Origin of the sequence: Anaeromyxobacter sp. SG66 (genome assembly GCF_022690805.1) — a bacterium.
GTDB lineage: Bacteria > Myxococcota > Myxococcia > Myxococcales > Anaeromyxobacteraceae > Anaeromyxobacter > Anaeromyxobacter soli.
Genome location: NZ_JALCZC010000005.1, coordinates 19,573 through 39,244, shown reverse-complemented (window position 1 = coordinate 39,244; position 19,672 = coordinate 19,573). Strand labels below are relative to the sequence as shown.

Here is a 19,672-nt window from a genome sequence, read left to right as displayed (position 1 = left end):
CGCGGCGCCGCCCGGGAGCTCGCTCCTCCGTTGGCGAGCTCACGCCCGAGGAGCGCGGCGGGCTCGCACGGGGCCGGGGGTCGCCGTGACCGGGTTGCAGGCGTACGGCTCGCAATGCCCGCGGCCGACGGCCCGGCAGCAGTAGAGGCTCCGGCGATCCCGCCCGACGAGCCTCATCTCCCAGCCGGCGGCGTTCACCTCGAGCACCCCGAAGCCCCACCGCTGCGACCAGTACAGCGACCGGCCGCCCGCGAAGGGCCCGGCGAACGGCTTGGGGTGCGTCGAGGAGGTCGAGGCGGCGATGAACTCGTCGTGACCGCGCGCCGTGCGGAGGTGCTGCAGGTCGTGGGCGTGACCGGCGAGCCACCCCGAGATGCGGTCCCCCATCGCGTCCTCGAGCTGCCGCACCCTGCGCACATACTCCGGCTGGCGGACCATGGCGGCGCGGTTCCGCGGGTCGCCCGCGACGTCGGCGTAGTAGTGCCCCACCACGAAGCAGTGACGCTCGCCTCCGCAGCCCGCGGACGCGCGGCGGACGAAGTCGAGCTCGTCCTCCCACCGGAACCCGCCGTAGTCGCCCGCGAGGAGCAGCGTGTCGATCACGATGAGCCGCGCCGGCCCGCGCTCGACGACGTAGTGCCTCCCGGGCATCCTCCAGTGCGGACCCTGGTGCTGCACCTCGAGGCACGCCTTCACGCGCTGCTCGGTGGCGGGCGGCCCGCGGAGCTCGCGGCGGCACGGCCCGTCCACCCTCACGTCGTGGTTCCCGATCGCGAGGTACACCGGGACGGGCTCGCCGCCGCGCGAGAGCCCCTCGAGGCGGCGCTCGAACGACCGCGCGAAGCGCCCGTCCGCGCCGATGTCCTGCCCGGGGCGCACCGTGTTCCCGTCCGCCTCGAAGGCGCAGCTCGCGGCGTTGCGGACGCGCGGGTCGGGGCCGCAGGCGTAGAGGTTGTCGCCGACGTGGATCGCGAGGTCGAACGGAGCGGCGGCGTTCTCCGCCAGCATCGCGCGCGCGACGGCGCCCTGCTGGGGGGTGACCGCCCCGAAGTCCCCGAAGAAGAGGATGCGGATCGCCGGGGGCTCGAGCGGCGCGGCCGCCGGGAGCACCTTCACCGCGCGCCGCTCGACCCTGTCCTCACGCGAGGAGACGCACGCGACGGAGGCGAGGACCGCGACGACCACGAGGGCGACTCGCGCACGCATGGAGAACAGTGACGTAGCGGAACGGCGCGCCGCGCGCACGCCCGGCGGGCGCCGCTTCCGGGGCGGAGGCGAACGCAGCGGCGCACGCGCGCGTCCGGGCGGCGCGTTATGGTCGCCCGGCCGTCCCTCTTCCTGGAGGCCAGAGTTGCAGGAACCCAGCGATCCGGCCGATCGGGCCCGCATGAGGGCGCCCGCCGCGCCTGGCGCGGCTCGACCGCCGCCTGCCGCGGTCGCCCTGCTCACCGCGGCCGCGCTGGGCTGCTTCGCTGCGAACTCGCTCCTCGCCCGCGCGGCGCTGCGGGGGTCGCTCGCGGACCCGGCGAGCTTCACGGGCCTCCGGATCGTCTCCGGCGCGGCCTTCCTCGTCGCCCTCGCCGCGGCGCGTGGCGGGCGGCGGGGCAGCGGAAGCTGGGCCTCGGCCGCCATCCTGGTCGTCTACGCGGCGCCGTTCTCGTTCGCGTACGTCCGCCTCCCGACCGGCGCGGGGGCGCTGCTCCTGTTCGCGGCCGTGCAGGTGACGATGATCGGCCTCGCCGTCGCCCAGGGAGCTCGCCCCGCGCCGCGGCAGTGGGCGGGGGTGACGATCGCGCTCGGCGGGCTCGCCGCGCTGACGCGACCGGGCGCGCACGGCGTCGAGACGGCGGGCGCGGCCCTGATGATCGTCGCGGGCGCGGCGTGGGGCGTCTACAGCCTGCGCGGCCGATCGGCCCGCGATCCGCTCGCCACGACGGCCGACAACTTCGCCCGGGCGGCGGCGCTCGCGCTGCCGCTCGCGGCGGCGGCCCTCGGGGCGTGGGGCTCGCGGCTCACGGCGGCCGGCGCGGCGCTCGCCGTCGCCTCCGGCGCGCTCGCGTCCGGCGGCGGCTACACGCTCTGGTACGCGGTCGTGCCGGCGCTCGGCGCGACGCGTGCGGCCGCCCTCCAGCTCGGCGTGCCGGTGCTCGCGGCGGTGGGCGGCGTGGCGCTGCTCGGCGAGCGCCTCACGCCGCGGCTCGTCCTCTCCGCGGCCGCGATCCTGGCCGGGATCGCGCTCACCCTCGTGCCGCGGCGTCGCCGCTAGCGCAGCCTCCATGAACCCTCCAGCCAGGGGCAGGGCGCCCGCCAGAGGCCGCCCGCCCGACGGGCGGCGCGGCCCCCAGGCATTCCCACGCGCCGCTAGTACGTGCCGGAGAACCTCGTGCAGACGTTGTGCTCCTCGTCGCACACCTTGACGTTGGTGAACACCACCGACATCGGAGGCGAGCAGTCCGGCTGGAACGTGGGGGTGAGCTCGAGGAAGAAGACCGCCTTCCCGTTCTGGACCGGGAAGTCGCCCTCCGCCGAGAAGGCTTCCTTGTTGTCCGCCTTGGGGTGGTGATCGCCAGGATTGATGCACGCGGCATCGGCGCTCAGCACGATGTGAACCTGGGTCTCGCTCCCGAGACCGGCCTCTTTCCCGTCTGCGATCAGCGTGTCCCCGTCTCGCTCGACGGTCACGCTCACGAAGTGCGGGCTCCCGGCCCGGGCGATCCCTGGCCCGAGGACAGCCAGCGCGACGACCGCAAACCCGAGCCACTGCCCGACCATTCCCTTCACGCGCATACGACCTCCTCCCGCGCGCTGAAACGTCGCGCGCGAACCTTCCTGCGTTGCCGGCGCGGGGTCGCTCCGACGCGCGCGGCGCAGGAATGGCGATTGGCAATAGCTGGTGGTCGATGAGACTGTGCGTCGAGGCGCACGCATTGAGAAGGAGTCTCGGCGTGCGTTCGCCCATTTCTGATGGGTCGGCCCGCATCGTGGAATCTGAGACGTGTGCCTTCGACGGGGCAGGCACGCCCGGCGCTCGAGCCGCGTCGACGCCGCGGCCCTGCGGCCGAGCGCGTCGCGTGCGCCCGCGGCACTGCGAGCTCGGCGTGGCAGCGCGCGGGACCTCGGCGCGGGAGCCGCTCGGCTCGGATGACCGGCTCGCGCCGAGTTCATCTTACGGTGAACGCCGTACGATCCCCGCGGGACGGCCCGAGCTCGAGCAGAAGCTCGAAGCCTCCCTCACCGCGGAGGAGCGGCGCACGCGGTCGCCGCCGCGCCGCGGCGGCGCGTGGGCGCGCCCTCACTGCGCGCGCGAGCGAGCCGCGCGTCGTCGGGCCACGGCCGCGCCCGGCGAACGCGCGCCGCGACGGCTACGGAAGCACCGTCTCCCCGTACGACAGGTAGCGGTCGACGCCCTGCGCCGCCTCCCGCCCCTCGCGGATCGCCCAGACCACGAGCGACTGGCCGCGCGACATGTCGCCCGCCGCGAACACGCCGGGGACGCTCGTCATCTTGCTCTCGTCCGTCCAGACGTTGCCGCGGTCGTCGAGCTTCACGCCCAGCTGCTGCAGCATGGGCTTCTCCGGCCCCACGAACCCGAGGGCGAGGAGCACGAGGTCGGCCGGGACGACGCGCTCCGAGCCGGCGACCTCCCGAGGGCCGAACCGGCCGTCCGGTCCCTTCGTCCACTCGACGTCCACGACGTGCAGCTCCTTCACCCTGCCCTGCGCGTCGCCGACGAAGCGCTTCGTCAGCGCCTGGAAGCGGCGCGGGTCGGCACCCCAGAGCTCCTTCGCCTCCTCCTGGCCGTAGTCGAGCTTGAGGACCTTGGGCCACTGCGGCCACGGGTTGTCGGCCGCGCGCTCGAGCGGGGGCTGCGGGAGGATCTCGAGCTGCACGACGCTCCGCGCCCCGTGGCGGATCGACGTGCCGACGCAGTCCGTGCCGGTGTCGCCGCCGCCGATGACGACGACGTCCCGGCCCTTCGCCGAGATGAACCGCCCGTCCGCGTGGCGCGAGTCGAGCAGCGACTTCGTGTTGGCGTGGAGGAACTCCATCGCGAGGTGGATGCCCTCGAGGTTCCGCCCCTCGACCGGGAGATCGCGCGCCTGCGTCGCGCCGCCCGCGAGGACCACCGCGTCGAAGTCCTTGAGGAGCCGCTGCGCGGGGATGTGCTTGCCGATCTCGGTCTCGGTGACGAAGCGGACGCCCTCGTCCGCGATGAGCTGCACCCGCCGCTCCACCACCGCCTTGTCGAGCTTCATGTTCGGGATGCCGTACATGAGGAGCCCGCCGGCGCGGTCGGCGCGCTCGAACACCGTGACGGTGTGCCCCGCCTTGTTGAGCTGCTGGGCGGCCGCGAGGCCCGCCGGGCCGGAGCCGATGACGGCGACGCGCTTCCCGGTGCGCGCGGCCGGCGGCTGCGGCTTCACCCAGCCCTCGGCGAAGGCGCGCTCGACGATCTCGTGCTCGATGAGCTTGATCGTGACGGGCGGCTCGTTGATGCCGAGCGTGCAGCTCCCCTCGCAGGGCGCCGGGCAGACGCGCCCGGTGAACTCGGGGAAGTTGTTCGTCTTGGCGAGCCGGATGTAAGCCTCCTGCCACTGCCCGCGGTAGACGAGGTCGTTCCACTCCGGGATGAGGTTGTTCACCGGGCACCCGGCCGCCATCCCGGCGATGAGCGTGCCGGTGTGGCAGAAGGGGATCCCGCAGTCCATGCAGCGCGCGCCCTGTTGCCGGAGGGTCTCCTCCGCGTACGGCGGGTGCGCCTCGCTCCAGTCCCCGATCCGCTCGCGCGGCGGCCGCTCGTGCTTCGGCTCCCGCGGGTACTCCATGAATCCAGTCGGCTTTCCCATCGCTGTCTTCCCTAGTTCCCGCCGACGCGCGCCTCGTCGTGCGCGTTCTCCTCGAAGGCCGCCATCTCCGCTTCCTCGGCCGAGAGCCCCTTCTCGCGCATCCTCGCCTGGGCCTCGACGACGCGCCGGTAGTCGTTCGGCAGCACGCGCACGAGCCGCTTCGCCGTGTCCGTCCACCGCTCGAGCAGGCGCCGCGCGTGCGCGCTGCCGGTCCACTCGGCGTGCTTCTCGACGAGCGCCCGCACCGCGGCGAGCTCCTCCTCGTCCTCGATGCGCGCGAGCCCCACCATCTGCCTGTTGCAGCGGCTCCCGAACTGACCGTCCGCGTCGAGGACGTAGGCGACGCCGCCGGACATCCCGGCCGCGAAGTTCCGGCCGGTCGGCCCGAGCACGACGACGCGGCCGCCGGTCATGTACTCGCAGCCGTGATCGCCGACGCCCTCGACCACCGCCTGCAGGCCGGAGTTGCGCACGCAGAAGCGCTCGCCGGCGAGGCCGCGCACGTACGCCTCGCCGCCCGTCGCGCCGTAGAAGGCGACGTTGCCGATGATGATGTTCTCCTCCGGGACGAACGTCGCCTCGCGCGGCGGGTGGACCACGATCTTGCCGCCCGAGATGCCCTTGCCGACGTAGTCGTTCGCGTCGCCCTCGAGGACGAGCGTCATCCCGCGCGGGATGAACGCGCCGAACGACTGGCCCGCCGACCCCTGGAAGTGGAGCTGGATCGTGTCCTCGGGGAGGCCCGCGGCCCCGTGGCGCCGGGTGACCTCGCTGCCCGTCATCGTGCCGACGACCCGCATGGTGTTGCGGATGGGCAGGGTCGCGCGGACGGGCTTCCTCTCCTCGAGCGCGGGGCGCGCGAGGTCGAGGAGCGTCGTCGCGTCGAGCGTCTGCTCGATGCCGTGATCCTGCGGGATCTGGCAGGTGCGCCCGTAGCTGCGGGGCACCGTGGGCTTGAAGAGGATGCGGCTGAAGTCGAGGTTGCGGGCCTTCCAGTGGTCCACCGCGCGGCGCAGCTCGATCCGCTCGGACCGGCCGACCATCTCGTCGATGGTGCGGTAGCCGAGCTCGGCCATGAGCTCGCGCACCTCCTGCGCCACGAAGCGCATGAAGGTGACCACGTGGTCCGGGTCGCCGGTGAACTTGGCGCGCAGCTTCGGGTCCTGCGTCGCGACGCCCACCGGGCAGGTGTTGAGGTGGCAGGCGCGCATCATGATGCAGCCGAGGACGACGAGCGGCGCGGTCGCGAAGCCGAACTCCTCGGCGCCTAGGAGCGCGCCGACGACCACGTCGCGCCCCGTCTTGAGCTGCCCGTCCACCTCCACCACGATGCGGGAGCGGAGGTCGTTCATCACGAGGACCTGGTGCGTCTCGGCGAGGCCGAGCTCCCAGGGGATGCCCGCGTGCTTGATCGAGGTGAGCGGCGAGGCGCCCGTGCCGCCGTCGTGGCCGGAGACGAGCACCACGTCGGCGTGCGCCTTGGCGACGCCCGCGGCGATGGTGCCCACGCCGACCTCGGCCACGAGCTTCACCGAGACGCGCGCGCGGTGGTTCGCGTTCTTGAGGTCGTGGATGAGCTGGGCGAGGTCCTCGATCGAGTAGATGTCGTGGTGCGGCGGCGGCGAGATGAGGCCGACGCCCGGCGTCGCGTGGCGCACCTTGGCGATCCACGGGTAGACCTTCGAGCCGGGCAGCTGGCCGCCCTCGCCCGGCTTCGCGCCCTGGGCCATCTTGATCTGCAGCTCGCGCGCGTTCACGAGGTACTCGCTCGTGACGCCGAACCGGCCCGAGGCGACCTGCTTGATGGCGCTGTTCTTGGAGTCCCCGCCCGGCTCACGCGCGTAGCGGGAAGGATCCTCGCCGCCCTCGCCGGTGTTCGACTTGCCGCCGATGCGGTTCATCGCGACGGCGAGCGCCTCGTGCGCCTCCTTCGAGATCGAGCCGTAGCTCATCGCGCCGGTCTTGAAGCGGCGCATGATCGACTCGACGGGCTCCACCTCGTCGATGGGCACCGGCTTCGGGCCGGGCACGAGGTCCATGAGGCCGCGGAGCGTGTTGAGGTGCCTCGCCTGGTGATCGACGAGCGAGGTGTACTCCTTGAAGAGCGCGTAGCTCTTCGAGCGGCACGCGTACTGGAGCTTGTGCACCGTCTCCGGGTTGAAGAGGTGGTGCTCCCCGTTCGCGCGCCACTTGTACTGGCCGCCCGCGGGGAGGCTCGTGTGGAAGATGGGTCGCTTCGGGGGGAAGCCGCGCTCGTTGCGGAGCCGCGCCTCCTTCGCGACGACGTCGATGCCGACGCCGCCGACGCGGGTGGAGGTCCAGGTGAAGTACTCGTCGATGAAGTCCTGGTTCAGGCCCACCGCCTCGAACACCTGGGCGCCGTGGTAGCTCTGGATGGTGGAGATCCCCATCTTGGAGATCACCTTCACGATCCCCTTGCTCACGGCCTTCACGTACTTCTTCTCGGCCTCCGCGGCCGGGCCGGGGATGAGCCCCAGGTTCACCTGGTCGTGGATGGTCTCGAAGGCGAGGTAGGGGTTCACCGCGGACGCGCCGAAGCCCACGAGCAGCGCGAAGTGGTGCACCTCGCGCGGCTCGCCCGTCTCGAGGACGAGGCCGATGCGCGTGCGGGTGCCCTCGCGGATGAGGTGGTGGTGCACCGCCGAGACGGCGAGGAGCGAGGGGATCGGCGCGTCCTCGGCGTCGTGGCCGCGATCGGAGAGGACGATGAGGTTGTAGCCCTCGGCGATGCACTCCGAGGCCTTGAAGCGCAGGTCCTCGAGCGCCTTGCGCAGCCCCGCGCCGCCGTCCTTGGCGCGGAACAGGATGGGGAGCGTGATGGCGCGGAGGCCCTTCGATCCCGGCCCGCCGTCGAGCGCGCGGATCTTCTCGAGCTCCTCGTTGCGCAGCACGGGGGTCGGCAGGGAGAGCTGCCGGCAGGCGTCGGGACCGGGCTCGAGGAGGTTCCCCTCCGGCCCCACGGCGGTCTCCACCGCCATGATGATCTCCTCGCGGATGGCGTCGACCGGCGGGTTCGTCACCTGCGCGAAGAGCTGCTTGAAGTAGGCGAAGAGCGGCTGCGGCTTCTCCGAGAGCACCGCGAGCGGCGCGTCGTTGCCCATGGAGCCGAGGGGCTCGGTGCCGTCGGTCGCCATCGGCGTGACGATCATCTTCACGTCCTCGGCGGTGTAGCCGAAGACCTCCTGGCGGCGGAGGACCGTCTCGTGATCCGGCTCGATGACGTGCTGCGGCCTCGGCAGCTCGTCGAGGCGCACCGCGAAGCGCTCGATCCACTCGCGGTACGGATGCTGCCTGGCGATCCGCTCCTTCAGCTCGTCGTCCGCGACGATGCGCCCCTCGGAGGTGTCGACGAGGAAGATGCGCCCGGGCTGGAGCCGGCCCTTGCGGAGGACGCGGTCGGGGGGGATGTCGAGGACGCCGACCTCGGACGCCATGACGACGAGGTCGTCCTTCGTCACGTAGTAGCGCGAGGGGCGGAGCCCGTTGCGATCGAGGAGCGCGCCGACGCGGACGCCGTCGGTGAAGGCGATCGACGCCGGCCCGTCCCACGGCTCCATGAGGCAGGAGTGGAACTCGTAGAACGCGCGCTTCGTGGCGCTCATCGACTCGTGCCGGTTCCAGGGCTCCGGCATCATCATCATCATCGCGTGCGGGAGCTCGCGGCCCGAGAGCGTGAGCAGCTCGAGCACGTTGTCGAACATGGCCGAGTCGGAGCCCTCGGTGTCGACCACGGTGAGGACCTTCTGCAGGTCCTCGCCGAGGAGCGACGAGCGCATCATCGACTGGCGCGCGTGCATCCAGTTGATGTTGCCGCGCAGCGTGTTGATCTCGCCGTTGTGCGAGATGTAGCGGTACGGGTGGGCGCGCGACCACGACGGGAAGGTGTTCGTCGAGAAGCGCGAGTGGACCATCGCGATCGCGGTGACGAGCGCGGAGCGCGACAGGTCCGGGTAGAACGCGCGGAGCTGCGGCGCGTTCAGCATGCCCTTGTAGACGACGGTCTTGTGGGACAGGGACGGCACGTAGAAGTGCGTGCGCCCGGGGATCGCGGAGCGCGAGACCTTCTTCTCGACCAGCCGGCGGATGACGTACAGCTTCCGCTCGAAGCTCATCGCGTCGGGGCAGTTCGAGCCGCGGCCGACGAAGATCTGCCGGACGACGGGCTGGCTCGCGCGCGCGGTGGGCCCCAGGGTGGAGTCGTCGGTGGGGACGTCGCGCCAGCCCAGCACCTGCTGGCCCTCCTCGCGCACCACGGCCTCGAAGATCCGCGCGCACTCGGCGCTGCCCGCCGGGTTCGGCGGCAGGAAGACCATGCCCGCGGCGTAGTGGCCCGGCCGCGGCAGGCGGACCCCGAGCGGCTCGCACTCGGCCGCGAGGAACGCGTGGGGGAGCTGGAAGAGGATGCCCGCGCCGTCGCCGGTGTTCTTCTCGGCGCCGACGGCGCCGCGGTGCTCGAGGTTCACGAGCACCTCGAGGGCCTTCGAGAGGATGTCGTGCGAGGGGCGGCCTTTGATGTCGACCACGAAGCCGAAGCCGCAGGCGTCGTGCTCGTGCTGGGGGTCGTAGAGGCCCTGCTTCCCTGGATACCCGGTCTCGATCATTCTCACTTCACCCTTTGCGAAACGCCTTCACGCCGCGGCAACCGCGGCGCCTCCGCTCGATCGGATCTCCGGATCGCGATGCACACCGTGCGCCGCCTCCGCTCCACTCGGGGCGCGGGGAGCGACCGGCGAGCCGTGCGGCTACGGCACGCTGCACGAGCAAGAAAATCGAGTGTCGCCAAGGGGAAGCGTCTCAGTCAATACCGGCCCGCCCCGATCGGCGCACTGCCCGAGATCCGGGCGCGCTGCTGCTCGTTCGACGTGCAGACAGGCGACGGGGCTGCCCGTCGACTGGGCACCCCCGTCGCGCCTGCTCGATCATCGGGCCCGGGCCCGCTGCCAGGGGCGAGCCTGCCCGGCCGCCGGGCAGCGCCGCGCGCTGCCGCCCGCCCGTCCGCCCTACGCCGCTCCGGTGAAGCCGCGAGTCTTCCGGCAGACTACCCGCGGGGCCCGCGGCCCCGGCGCGCCTGCGCGGGCGGCGCCTCCGCGAGGATGCCGCGCTCGCCGTTCGCCGGGTAGCGCGCTGCGACGCGAGGCTCGGCGCCGTCGAGGTTCTCCTGATCGCGCGGGCGAAGGAGCAGCTCGACGGTGGACGTCCCCTCGGGGACGTCCTTGGCGAGGAGGAAGCCCGTCCCGTCGTTGCCCGGGAGCACGGAGCCGAGCGCCTTCGTCTGGCCGCCCTTCGTGCGCGCGGCGACCACGTACTCCTGGCCCTCGGGCGGCGCCGCGAGGCCGTAGAAGTACACGCGCACCGCCTTCTCGGACGGGTGGGCGAAGGCGATCCCGCTCTCCTGCGCCTTCGGGTTCACGCCGTAGAAGAGCGCCGCCGCGGCGCCCGCGGAGCGCTGGAGGCCCTCCTCGGCGCGCGCGTCGGTGAGGAGCTTGTCCCGCTGCTCGACGGTCTTGTGGAGCTCGGCGACCTCCTGCTGCGCCGCCTTCGCCTCGCGCTCCACCGAGCCCGCCTTCGAGACCTGCATGATGCCGTACCCCGCGAGCGCGAAGACGCCGACGATCACGGGGATGATGAAGAGCCAGAGCTTGCCCTCGGAGCCCTTGCTCTCGAGGACGCTGCCAAATTCGATCCGGTCGGAAGCCATTCCCTAAGGTAGGGCCCGGGCTTCGGGGAGGGCGACTCGTCCGGGCGCGACGAGGTCGCTCAGGAGAGCGCTCCTCCGTTCGGCCGCAGGGGCGGGGTGGCGCGGAGCGGCGGTCAGCTGCCGAGCGCGAGGTCGTGCGGCACGCGGCCCGACCGGTACTCCTTCAGCCGGTACTGGATCTTGCGGATCGAGACGCCGAGGATCTCCGCCGCGCGCGCGGTGGAGCCGCCCACCTGCTCGAGCGTGCGGAGGATCGCCTCCCGCTCGATCTCGAACAGCGACGCGCCGGGGATGAGCGCGATGGCGCCGGCCTCGTCGACGCGGCCCCCCTGGAGCACCGGGGAGAGGTCCTCGGCGGCGATCTCCGTGCCCTGCGTCCGCGAGAGCGCGCGCTCCACCACCGAGGCGAGCTCGCGCACGTTGCCCGGCCAGTCGTAGCCGAAGAGCGCGGACAGCGCGCCGGGCGTCAGCCCGGTGATCCGCCTGCCCGCCGCGAAGGAGGAGGTCTCGAGGAAGTGCTGCACGAGCGCGGGGATGTCGCTCTTGCGCGCGCGGAGCGGCGGCAGCGCCAGGGACACGACGTTCAGCCGGTAGTAGAGGTCGTCGCGGAAGCTGCCCGCCCGGATCTCCTCCGCGAGGTCGTGCTGCGTCCCGGCGACGAGCCGGACGTCCACGTGGATCGTCGTGCGCCCGCCGACGCGCTCGAGCTCGCCCTGCTGGAGCACGCGCAGGAGCTTCACCTGGAGCGCGGCGGGGAGCCGGCCGACCTCATCGAGGTAGAGGGTCCCGCCGTCGGCGTCCTCGAGCCGGCCGGGGCGCCGCTCGTCGGCGTCGCCGAACGCGCCGGCCTCGTGGCCGAACAGGTCCGCCTCGAGCAGCGCCTCGGAGCGCGCCGCGCAGTTGACGCGCACGAACGGCCGCTCGCGGCGCGGAGACCACTCGTGGAGCGCCTGCGCGACCTGCGCCTTCCCCGAGCCCACCTCGCCCTGCACGAGGACGGCGGCCTTGGTCGGCGCGACGCGGCGGAGCACCTCGACGAGCGCGGTCAGCTCGGGGGCGGAGCCGACGATCGAGGCGCGCGCACGGGCGCGCTCGCGGAGCGCCGCGCGGTCCCGGCGCAGGCGCCGCCGCTCGAGCGCCTTCTCGATCACGATCACCGTCTGCGTCGGATCGAGCGGTCGGACGAGGTAGCTGTCGGCGCCGGCGCGCATCGCCGCGACCGCGGCGTCGAGCCGGTCGAGCGGCGTGGAGACGACGACCGACGCGTCCGAGCGGGAGGCGCGCAGGCGGCCGACCATCGCGGCGCCGTCGCAGCCGGGCAGCGTCGCGTCGGTCAGGACCGCACCCGGACCGAAGGTGGGGACGAGCGCAAGCGCGCCCTCCGCGGTCGACGCCTCGACGGCGTCGAACCCGCGCTCGAACAGGGCGGCACGGAGCGACGCCCCCTCGAGCGGGTTGGCGTCGATGACGAGAATGCGATCGCGAGGCATGAAACCGGTCGAACGCCGTAGCAAGCTCCGTACCCGGGTTTTGCGGGTTTTTTCGTGCAGGAATTGCGGGGACGCGGGGCGCGCTCCCGGCGCCGCGCGAGGGCTCGCCCGTCTTCAACCTCGCGCCACCGCTCACGAATCCACTCGGCGTCGCCCCTCGGATCCGCCCGCTCGGGCGCCGCGCCGCGGCGCACGCCGGGCGGGGGATCACCCGGGCCCGGGAGGTCACCTGCCTCCGCGTCCGGCATCCGCTACGAAGCACCGATGGACCGGACCTGGGCGAGCGGGCGGATCACGGTGGTGCAAGGCGACATCACGCAGCTCGCGGTGGACGCGATCGTGAACGCGGCCAACGCGTCGCTCCTCGGCGGCGGCGGCGTGGACGGCGCGATCCACCGGGCGGCGGGCCCCGGCCTCCTCGAGGAGTGCCGCGCGCTCGGCGGCGCGCGCACCGGCGAGGCGAAGCTCACCGGCGGCCACCGACTTCGGGCGCGCCACGTCATCCACGCGGTCGGGCCGGTGTGGACGGGCGGCGGCGCGGGCGAGGACGCGCTCCTCGCCCGGTGCTACCGCGAGTCGATGCGGCTCGCGGCCGAGCACGGGGTGCGCTCGATCGCGTTCCCGGCCATCTCCACCGGCGCGTACGGCTTCCCGCTCGAGCGCGCCACGCGGATCGCGGTGGCGGAGGTCGTGGCCGCGCTCGCCGCGCCGCTGCCGGAGCGGGTGGTGTTCTGCTGCTTCTCCGCGGCCGACCGCGAGGTGTACGAGCGGGTCCTGGCCGCGGCCGGGACCTGACCCGTGATTCACCCTTCGTGACAGCCCCCTGGTCGGAGATCAATGCGTCCGCGAGGTCGGCGGCGGGGCGTAGTCGGGCGCGGGCAGGGCGCCCTCGCTGCCGGGCGGCTTCGAGAGCGGGTAGCGCGTCGCGTAGTCGCTGAGCGTGAGCCCCACGAGGAGGGCCACGAACACGAGCGAGGTGACGAACACGAGCCGGTTCGCGCCCTGCTGGTCGTACAGGTGCATGAAGAACAGCGCCACGAGCGCCCCCTTCGCGATCGCGATGGCGAGGGCGACGAGGACGTGGAGCGGGCCGGGCAGGTGCACCTTGGCGAGGGCCCAGGTGGAGACGGTGAGGACGAGGAGCACGATCCACACCGCCACGTACCGGCTCACGTGCGAGTGGTGCGGGGCGCCGTGGTGCTCGACGGTCGAGGCGTTGCCGTGGGCGGCCATGAGCGGCTCCTAGACGAGGTAGATGAGCGGGAAGACGAAGATCCAGATGAGGTCGACGAGGTGCCAGTACAGCGCCCCGAGCTCCACGGGCACGTGGTACTCGGCGGCGTAGGCGCCCCGGCCGGCCCGCCAGCCGATCACCGCGAGCACGGTCATGCCGATCACGACGTGGATCGCGTGCAGCCCGGTGATGAGGAAGTAGAGCGCGAAGAAGATCGGGCCGCCCGGCCCCTGCACCGCGTCGCTCGCGTAGTAGCGTCCCGGCAGCTCGCCGGCGTGGAAGTGGTGCGTGTACTCGACCGCCTTGAGGCCGAGGAACGCGAGCGCGAGCAGGATCGAGAGGCCGAACAGGAGGCGCGTGCCTCGCCCGTCGCCGCGCGTCGCCCGCTCGAGCCCCATCGCGACGGTGAACGAGCTCGTGACGAGCACGAGCGTGTTCACGAAGCCGATCCAGGTCTCGAGGCCGCGGCTCGCCTCGCGGAAGGCCTCCGGGTACAGGTACCGGTACACCCCGTACCCGGCGAACAGGGCCGTGAACAGCAGCACCTCCGTGGCGAGGAACAGCCACATGCCGAGCCGCGCGGCGTAGGTCTGCTTCTCGAGGCTCTCGAAGTGGTGCGCGAGGTAGGTCGTGTTAGCTGGCATGCTTCGGCTCGGGCGTCGCGGCCGGCGGAGTCTCGACGCCGGGCAGGTCGTACTCGTGCGGGCCGTGCGTGTAGACCGGCGTCGTCTCGTAGTTCTCCGGCGGCGGCGGCGAAGGGGTGTTCCACTCGAAGCCCCGCGAGTTCCACGGGTTCGCGCCGGCCACCGGGCCCCACTTCAGCGCGACGAGCGTGTAGACGAGCACGATGACGAGCCCCATCGCGAGCACGGACGCGCCCGCCGTCGAGGCGACGTTCAGGGGCCAGAACTTCTCCGGGTAGGAGAAGTAGCGCCGCGGCATCCCCTCGTTGCCGAGCAGGAACTGCGGGATGAAGGTGAAGTTGAACCCGAGGATGATCATGACCGCGGCGACGAGGCCCCAGCCCTCGGGCAGGCGCTTCCCCGCGATCTTCGGGAACCAGTAGTGGAGCGCCGCCAGGAACGCCATGAGCGTCGCGCCGACCATGATGAAGTGGAAGTGCGCGACGATGAAGTAGGTGTCGTGCCAGTGGACGTCGAGCGACACCGTGGCGAGCGCGATGCCCGTCATGCCCCCGAACACCAGGAAGAACAGGAAGCCGACGAAGTAGGCGAACGGCGTGGCGAACAGGATCGACCCCTTGTACAGGGTCGCCGTCCAGTTGAAGACCTTGATGGCCGTGAAGATGCCCACGAACATCGAGAGCACCCCGAACACGCCGCCGTTGAAGGCGGACTGCCCGGACACGAACATGTGGTGGCCCCAGGTGAAGAAGCCGACGAAGGCGATGCCGAGCGAGGAGTAGGCGACGGCCTTGTAGCCGAAGATGTTCTTGCGCGAGAAGGCGCAGACCACCTCGGAGATCACGGCCATGGCGGGCAGCACCATGATGTAGACGGCGGGGTGCGAGTAGAACCAGAAGAAGTGCTGGAAGAGCACCGGGTCGCCGCCGCGCGCCGGATCGAAGATGCCCCAGCCGAACGCGTGCTCCACGGCCACCAGCAGGAGCGACATGCCCAGCACCGGCGTGGCGAGGATCTGGATCACCGAGGTCGCGTAGATCGACCACACGAACAGCGGCAGGCGCGTCCAGGTCAGGCCGGGCGCCCGCATGGTGTGCGTGGTGACGATGAAGTTGAGGCCGGTGAGGATCGACGAGAAGCCCAGGATGAACGCGCCGAGGAGCACCGGCACGACCTTGGTGATCGTGGTGGTGGAGTACGGCGTGTAGAACGTCCAGCCGGTGTCCGCCCCGCCCTGCACCATCCCGAAGAGCGCGATCACCGCGCCGGCGAGGTACACGTAGAAGCTGAGCAGGTTTAGCCTCGGGAACGCCACGTCCTTCGCGCCGATCATGAGCGGCACGAGGAAGTTCCCGAAGCCGCTCGGGATGGCGGGGATCATGAAGAGGAAGATCATGACCACGCCGTGGAGCGTGAACATGCGGTTGTAGGTCTGCGCGCTCATGATCGTCGGGCCGGGCGTGAGCAGCTCGATCCGGATGAGGAGCGCGAAGATCCCGCCGATCGCGAACGCGATCGTGGTGGCGACGAGGAACATCACCCCGATCCGCTTGTGATCCTGGGTGAGCAGCCAGGACCTGAGGCCGGTCTCGGGCGAGTTCAGGTAGTTCCGGGGGTTCCACACCGGGACTTCACTGCGGGCGAGGGATGGATTCATAGACCGGGCCTTCCGACGGACCGGAGCGGACCGCCTGCGTCTTGAGGGTCTTGATGTACTCGACGACCGCCGCGACCTCGGGCGGAGAGAGCTTGCCCTGGTAGGTGGGCATCACGTTCTGGTAGCCGGCGACGATGTCCGCCGCGGGGTCCATCATCGATTTCGTGAGGTAGCCCTCGTCCGCGACGACGCTCTTGCCGTCCTTGAGCTTCTCCTGGCGGAGGTAGAGGTCCACCCAGGTCGGGCCGATGTGCCGCGTGCCGTCCACGCTGTGGCACTTCATGCACCCCTGCTCCGAGGCGATCCGGCGCCCCTCCTCGGCGACGTTGGCGGCGGGCAGCGCCCGCTCCCCCGACGGCCCCGCGTCCTGGGCGACGGCGTTCGCCCCCCGGCGCTGCTCCGCGATCCAGGTGTCGAACTCCTCCTGCGGCATGACGACGAGCTCGCCGAGCATGGCGGAGTGGCCCAGGCCGCAGTACTCGGCGCAGAAGATCTCGTAGCGCCCGGGCTTCTCCGCCTTGAACCACGACTGCGTGTAGCGGCCCGGGAGCGCGTCCATCTTCACCCGCAGCGCGGGGACGTAGAACGAGTGGATCACGTCACGCGAGGTGATGAGGAGCCGCACCGGGCGCCCCACCGGGACGCGCAGCGTGTCGATCGCGTTCGGCCCGCCCGGATAGGCGAACTTCCACATCCACTTCTTGCCCTGGACGTAGACGTCCATCGCGTCCTTGGGCGGGAGCGACAGCTTCGCGTACTGCGGGAAGCCGATCGCGAACCACACGAGGAACAGACCGAGCGGCAGGCCCACGAAGACGACCTCGTGGATCGTGCGCGGGGCGACGTGCGGGGTGAGATCGGTGTCCGCGCGGCGGCGGTACCGGACGAAGAAGAAGATCGCGGTCGCGAACACGCCCGCGGCGGCGATCATCGTGGTGATGATGATGAAGTAGTGGAGCCCGTCGACCTGGCGCGCGTAGTCCGACGCCTGCTCGGGGAGGAACAGCATCCTGCGGAGGAGCTCGTTCATGCCGTGCGCCTCGCCTTGCCCCGGCGCTCGCGCCAGACGAGGCCGCCGATGAGGCCCGACAGCGCGAGGAGCACCGCGAGGCCCCCCGCGCGCACGAAGCCCCACGCGTACGGCTCGTACTTCCGCGACGCGGGGTCGTAGCGGTAACAGGTGAGGAGGAACTTGTCGAAGCTGGTGCCGACCTTCCCGTCCGCCGCCTCCACGACGGCGAGCCGGAAGTCCTTCGCCGGATACTCGATGCCGTACAGGTAGCGCGAGACGGTGCCGTCCGGCCCGAGCACGAAGACCGCGGCGATGTGCGCCCACTCCTTCGTCTGCGGGTCGTACTTGTAGCGGAAGCCCACCGCCTCGGCGAGCTGGCGGGAGGCGGCCTCGGTGCCGACGAGGAAGGGCCACACCGGCTCGGACTCCGCGCGCCCCAGGGACTGGAGGTAGCCGCGGCGCCGCTCCGCCGCCTGCGCCGGCTTCTCCTTCGGGTCGAACGACACCGTCACCGCCTCGTAGTCCTTGCCGAGCACGAGCCCGTTCTCGCGCATGGTCTTGGCCATCCCGGAGAGGATGAGCCCGCAGAGCATGGGGCAGTCGTAGTAGACGAGCGTGAGCACCACGGGGCGGTGGCCCCGGAACGCGTCGCCGAGCCGGAAGGGGCGGCCGTTCCCGTCGGTGAGCTCGAGGTCGAGCGGCACGCGGTTCCCGAGCCGCTCGTCGACGCCGACCTCCTCCAGGATCGCGGGGGGCTGGTCGGTCGGCGGACCCTTCGGGTCCGGGCGATTCCAGAACTGCGCCGCGGCGGGGCTCGGCCTCGAGGCGAGCGTGGCCAGCGCGGCGAGCGCGGCGAGCCGGGCGGTGCGCCGGATCATGGCTGCCCTCCCGGCGGCGGCGCCTCGCCCTTCGGCGCCTGCGCGGGCCGGACGCCCTTCGCGACGAGGTCCATCGCGCGGTCGATGGGGATGTGCACCACTCCGCCGTCGCGGTCGACCCAGCCGTACGACCCGAGCTTCTCGAGCCGCCGGGCCCGATCGCGCGTGCCGCGCACCGCGACGTCGAAGATCTGCTGCTCGACCATCCCGATCTTCGACTGGCCGAGCTCGGCGGGGATCGTGGGGGGCGGCTGCTCGCTCTGGCGCAGGCGCAGGTAGCTCACCGCCGCGAGCGAGGCGAAGAAGAAGACGACGAGCGCGCCGACGCCGACCGCGACCACCTTGCCGCTCGAGATCCGGTCCTCCTCCGACCGGACCCCGTGGCCGTGACCGCCCTCGTGCGCGTGGGCGTGCGTGGGATCGATGTGCGGATCGTTCATTGCGGCAGGTACCTCAGCGAGTCCTCGAGGTAGGGGTCGCGCACCGGCACCGGGGAGGCGCCGCGCAGGCGGAAGAGCGTGAACGCGACCGCCGCGCCGCCGACCCCCACGAACGCCGCGAGGTCCCAGAGCGACGGCCGCGGGCCGGCGGGGTCGAGGTGCGGCATGACGAGCCAGTAGAGGTCGACCCAGTGCACGAGGAGCAGCCAGCCCGCCACGAGCGAGAGCGCCCGGGGGGTCCGCTTCAGGTCGCGCGAGAGGAGCAGGAAGAACGGGACGACGAAGTGGAACAGCGCGAGGAAGATCCCCACCCACTTCCACCCGCCGTCGATGCGGAGGATGTACCAGGGCACCTCCTCCGGGACGTTCGCGATCCAGATGAGCATGAACTGCGAGAAGGCCACGTAGGCCCAGAAGGCGGTGAAGGCGAGCAGGAACTTCCCGAGCGAGTGGAAGTGCTCGAGGCTCATGTGGTGCCCGAACGCGGTCGGATCGGGCCGCGAGAGCGTGGCGGCGATGATCGTGACCGCGAAGGCCGCCATGAAGCTGCCGGCGAACCAGTACACGCCGAAGATCGTCGAGAAGAAGCGCGGGTCGAGCGACATCATCCAGTCGAACGACGCGAAGGTGAGCGTCAGCGCGAGGAACGGGAGCGAGCCCGCGCCGAGGCGGCGCTGCCACCGCGTGAGCGTCGCGCCCCCGGCGCTGTCCTGGCGGATCGACCAGCTCCGCAGCAGGTGCGCGACGACGATCCAGAACACGAAGTAGACGGCGGCGCGCCCGAGGAAGAAGCCCGCGTTCAGGTAGGGGAGCTTGTGGTGGACGGCGTGCGCCATCTCCGGCGCCAGCGTCTCCGGCGGCGCCATCCACACGAAGAGGTGCTTCATCCCGAGCGCGATGGGGACGAACAGCACGGCGAAGAGCGGCAGCGCGGCGGGCACGGTCTCGACGAAGCGCCGCAGCACCACCGGCCAGCGCGCGTTCGACGCGTGGAACGCGCCGAGCAGGATGAGCGCGCCGAGCGCGATGCCGAGCCAGTAGACGAACGCGACGAGGTACGCGAAGAGCGCGCGGCGCGGGTCCACGAGGCCGCCCACCGCGGTGAGCGCCAGGCCCGCGACGGCGGCGACGAGGGCGGGGGCCATGAGGCGCCGGCCGCCCTGGTACGGGGTGAGCGTCATCGCCCCTCCTTCTCGAGGCGCTCGCGCGCCTCCGGCGGGACCTGCTCCATGGCGGCGTGCTGGGAGAGCTGGAGGGCGCGCACGTAGGCGACGACCGCCCACCGGTCCTGCACCGAGAGCTCCGCGGCGTACGAGGGCATGAGGCCGAACCCCTCCGAGATGACCTGGTAGATGTAGCCGTCCGCGAGGTCGCGGAACTGGTGCAGCGAGGGCGGCTTCCTGAGCGACATGTTGAGCGCGACCTGGCTCTCGCCGTCGCCGAGCACGCCGTGGCAGGTCGCGCAGATCACGTCGAACCGGGCCCGGCCGCGCGCGAGCTGCTCGGCCGTGGCCGCGACGGGCGACACCGCGAGCGGCCGGCCGTCGGGGCCCCGGCCGGTCGCGACCGCGGGCTCGATCGGCGCCCGGTGCGGCACGGTGCCGGGCGGCGGGGTGCGCATGGCGAGGCCGTCCGGGTAGTACTTGCTCGCCTTGTAGGCCTTCACCTTGGGCTGATCCCACATCGGATCGAGCCGCGGGCAGGCGGCGAGCAGGAGGAGCAGGGGGGCGGCGAGGCGCGCGGTCTTCATC

General features: G+C 72.0%; 16 protein-coding genes. 2 read left to right on the top strand and 14 right to left on the bottom strand.

What is annotated here, in order from left to right; genetic code table 11:
- Positions 1–39: 39 nt before the first annotated feature.
- Entirely contained in the window at positions 40–1,206 is a 1,167-nt protein-coding gene (locus tag MNZ39_RS03125; protein ID WP_242334329.1) for a metallophosphoesterase, read from the bottom strand.
- A gap of 181 nt (positions 1,207–1,387) precedes the next feature.
- Here MNZ39_RS03125 and MNZ39_RS03120 point away from each other — a divergent pair, with 181 nt between their 5' ends.
- The gene (locus MNZ39_RS03120; protein ID WP_242334326.1) at positions 1,388–2,266 is read left to right on the top strand and encodes a DMT family transporter; all 879 of its coding nucleotides are present in this window, start codon (positions 1,388–1,390) and stop codon (positions 2,264–2,266) included.
- A 95-nt stretch (positions 2,267–2,361) separates the two neighbouring features.
- Here the strand turns inward: MNZ39_RS03120 and MNZ39_RS03115 are convergent, their stop codons facing one another.
- The 5 genes from MNZ39_RS03115 to MNZ39_RS03095 all read right to left on the bottom strand — a co-directional run bounded on the left by MNZ39_RS03115 (position 2,362) and on the right by MNZ39_RS03095 (position 12,056).
- A complete protein-coding gene (locus MNZ39_RS03115; protein WP_242334323.1) occupies positions 2,362–2,787 on the bottom strand; it encodes a hypothetical protein in 426 nt (141 codons plus the stop codon).
- 575 nt (positions 2,788–3,362) lie between these two features.
- Positions 3,363–4,847, bottom strand: a complete 1,485-nt coding sequence (locus MNZ39_RS03110; protein WP_242334320.1) for a glutamate synthase subunit beta — start codon at positions 4,845–4,847, stop codon at positions 3,363–3,365.
- A gap of 11 nt (positions 4,848–4,858) precedes the next feature.
- Positions 4,859–9,469, bottom strand: a complete 4,611-nt coding sequence (gltB, locus tag MNZ39_RS03105; RefSeq protein ID WP_242334318.1) for a glutamate synthase large subunit — start codon at positions 9,467–9,469, stop codon at positions 4,859–4,861.
- Positions 9,470–9,906: 437 nt separating this feature from the next.
- Complete coding sequence (locus MNZ39_RS03100; protein ID WP_242334315.1) at positions 9,907–10,566, bottom strand: hypothetical protein; 660 nt, start codon at positions 10,564–10,566, stop codon at positions 9,907–9,909.
- A 113-nt stretch (positions 10,567–10,679) separates the two neighbouring features.
- On the bottom strand, positions 10,680–12,056 hold the full coding sequence (locus MNZ39_RS03095) for a sigma-54 dependent transcriptional regulator (RefSeq protein ID WP_242334312.1): 1,377 nt from the start codon (positions 12,054–12,056) through the stop codon (positions 10,680–10,682).
- 264 nt (positions 12,057–12,320) lie between these two features.
- Here MNZ39_RS03095 and MNZ39_RS03090 point away from each other — a divergent pair, with 264 nt between their 5' ends.
- Entirely contained in the window at positions 12,321–12,851 is a 531-nt protein-coding gene (locus MNZ39_RS03090; RefSeq protein ID WP_242334309.1) for an O-acetyl-ADP-ribose deacetylase, read from the top strand.
- Between the two features lie 39 nt (positions 12,852–12,890).
- On the opposite strand, the gene MNZ39_RS03085 is transcribed toward MNZ39_RS03090, so the two are convergent.
- Genes MNZ39_RS03085 through MNZ39_RS03050 form a run of 8 tightly spaced genes read right to left on the bottom strand, consistent with a single transcriptional unit; the run spans position 12,891 to position 19,671 of the window.
- Positions 12,891–13,289, bottom strand: a complete 399-nt coding sequence (locus tag MNZ39_RS03085; RefSeq protein ID WP_242334307.1) for a cytochrome C oxidase subunit IV family protein — start codon at positions 13,287–13,289, stop codon at positions 12,891–12,893.
- Between the two features lie 9 nt (positions 13,290–13,298).
- The gene (locus MNZ39_RS03080; protein ID WP_242334304.1) at positions 13,299–13,934 is read right to left on the bottom strand and encodes a cytochrome c oxidase subunit 3 family protein; all 636 of its coding nucleotides are present in this window, start codon (positions 13,932–13,934) and stop codon (positions 13,299–13,301) included.
- On the bottom strand, positions 13,924–15,591 hold the full coding sequence (locus MNZ39_RS03075; protein ID WP_242334301.1) for a cbb3-type cytochrome c oxidase subunit I: 1,668 nt from the start codon (positions 15,589–15,591) through the stop codon (positions 13,924–13,926). The genes MNZ39_RS03080 and MNZ39_RS03075 overlap by 11 nt, the downstream gene beginning before the upstream one ends.
- Positions 15,566–16,621 (bottom strand): cytochrome c oxidase subunit II, encoded by a 1,056-nt coding sequence (coxB, locus tag MNZ39_RS03070; protein WP_242334298.1) that lies wholly within the window; start codon positions 16,619–16,621, stop codon positions 15,566–15,568. The genes MNZ39_RS03075 and coxB overlap by 26 nt, the downstream gene beginning before the upstream one ends.
- On the bottom strand, positions 16,618–17,481 hold the full coding sequence (locus tag MNZ39_RS03065) for an SCO family protein (RefSeq protein ID WP_242334295.1): 864 nt from the start codon (positions 17,479–17,481) through the stop codon (positions 16,618–16,620). Before MNZ39_RS03065 ends, coxB begins: the two co-directional genes overlap by 4 nt.
- Positions 17,478–17,921: a hypothetical protein gene (locus tag MNZ39_RS03060; protein WP_242334293.1), complete on the bottom strand. Its 444-nt coding sequence runs from the start codon at positions 17,919–17,921 to the stop codon at positions 17,478–17,480. Before MNZ39_RS03060 ends, MNZ39_RS03065 begins: the two co-directional genes overlap by 4 nt.
- The gene (locus tag MNZ39_RS03055) at positions 17,918–19,102 is read right to left on the bottom strand and encodes a hypothetical protein (RefSeq protein WP_242334290.1); all 1,185 of its coding nucleotides are present in this window, start codon (positions 19,100–19,102) and stop codon (positions 17,918–17,920) included. The genes MNZ39_RS03060 and MNZ39_RS03055 overlap by 4 nt, the downstream gene beginning before the upstream one ends.
- Positions 19,099–19,671: a cytochrome c gene (locus MNZ39_RS03050; protein ID WP_242334287.1), complete on the bottom strand. Its 573-nt coding sequence runs from the start codon at positions 19,669–19,671 to the stop codon at positions 19,099–19,101. The genes MNZ39_RS03055 and MNZ39_RS03050 overlap by 4 nt, the downstream gene beginning before the upstream one ends.
- Between the last annotated feature and the right edge of the window lies 1 nt (position 19,672).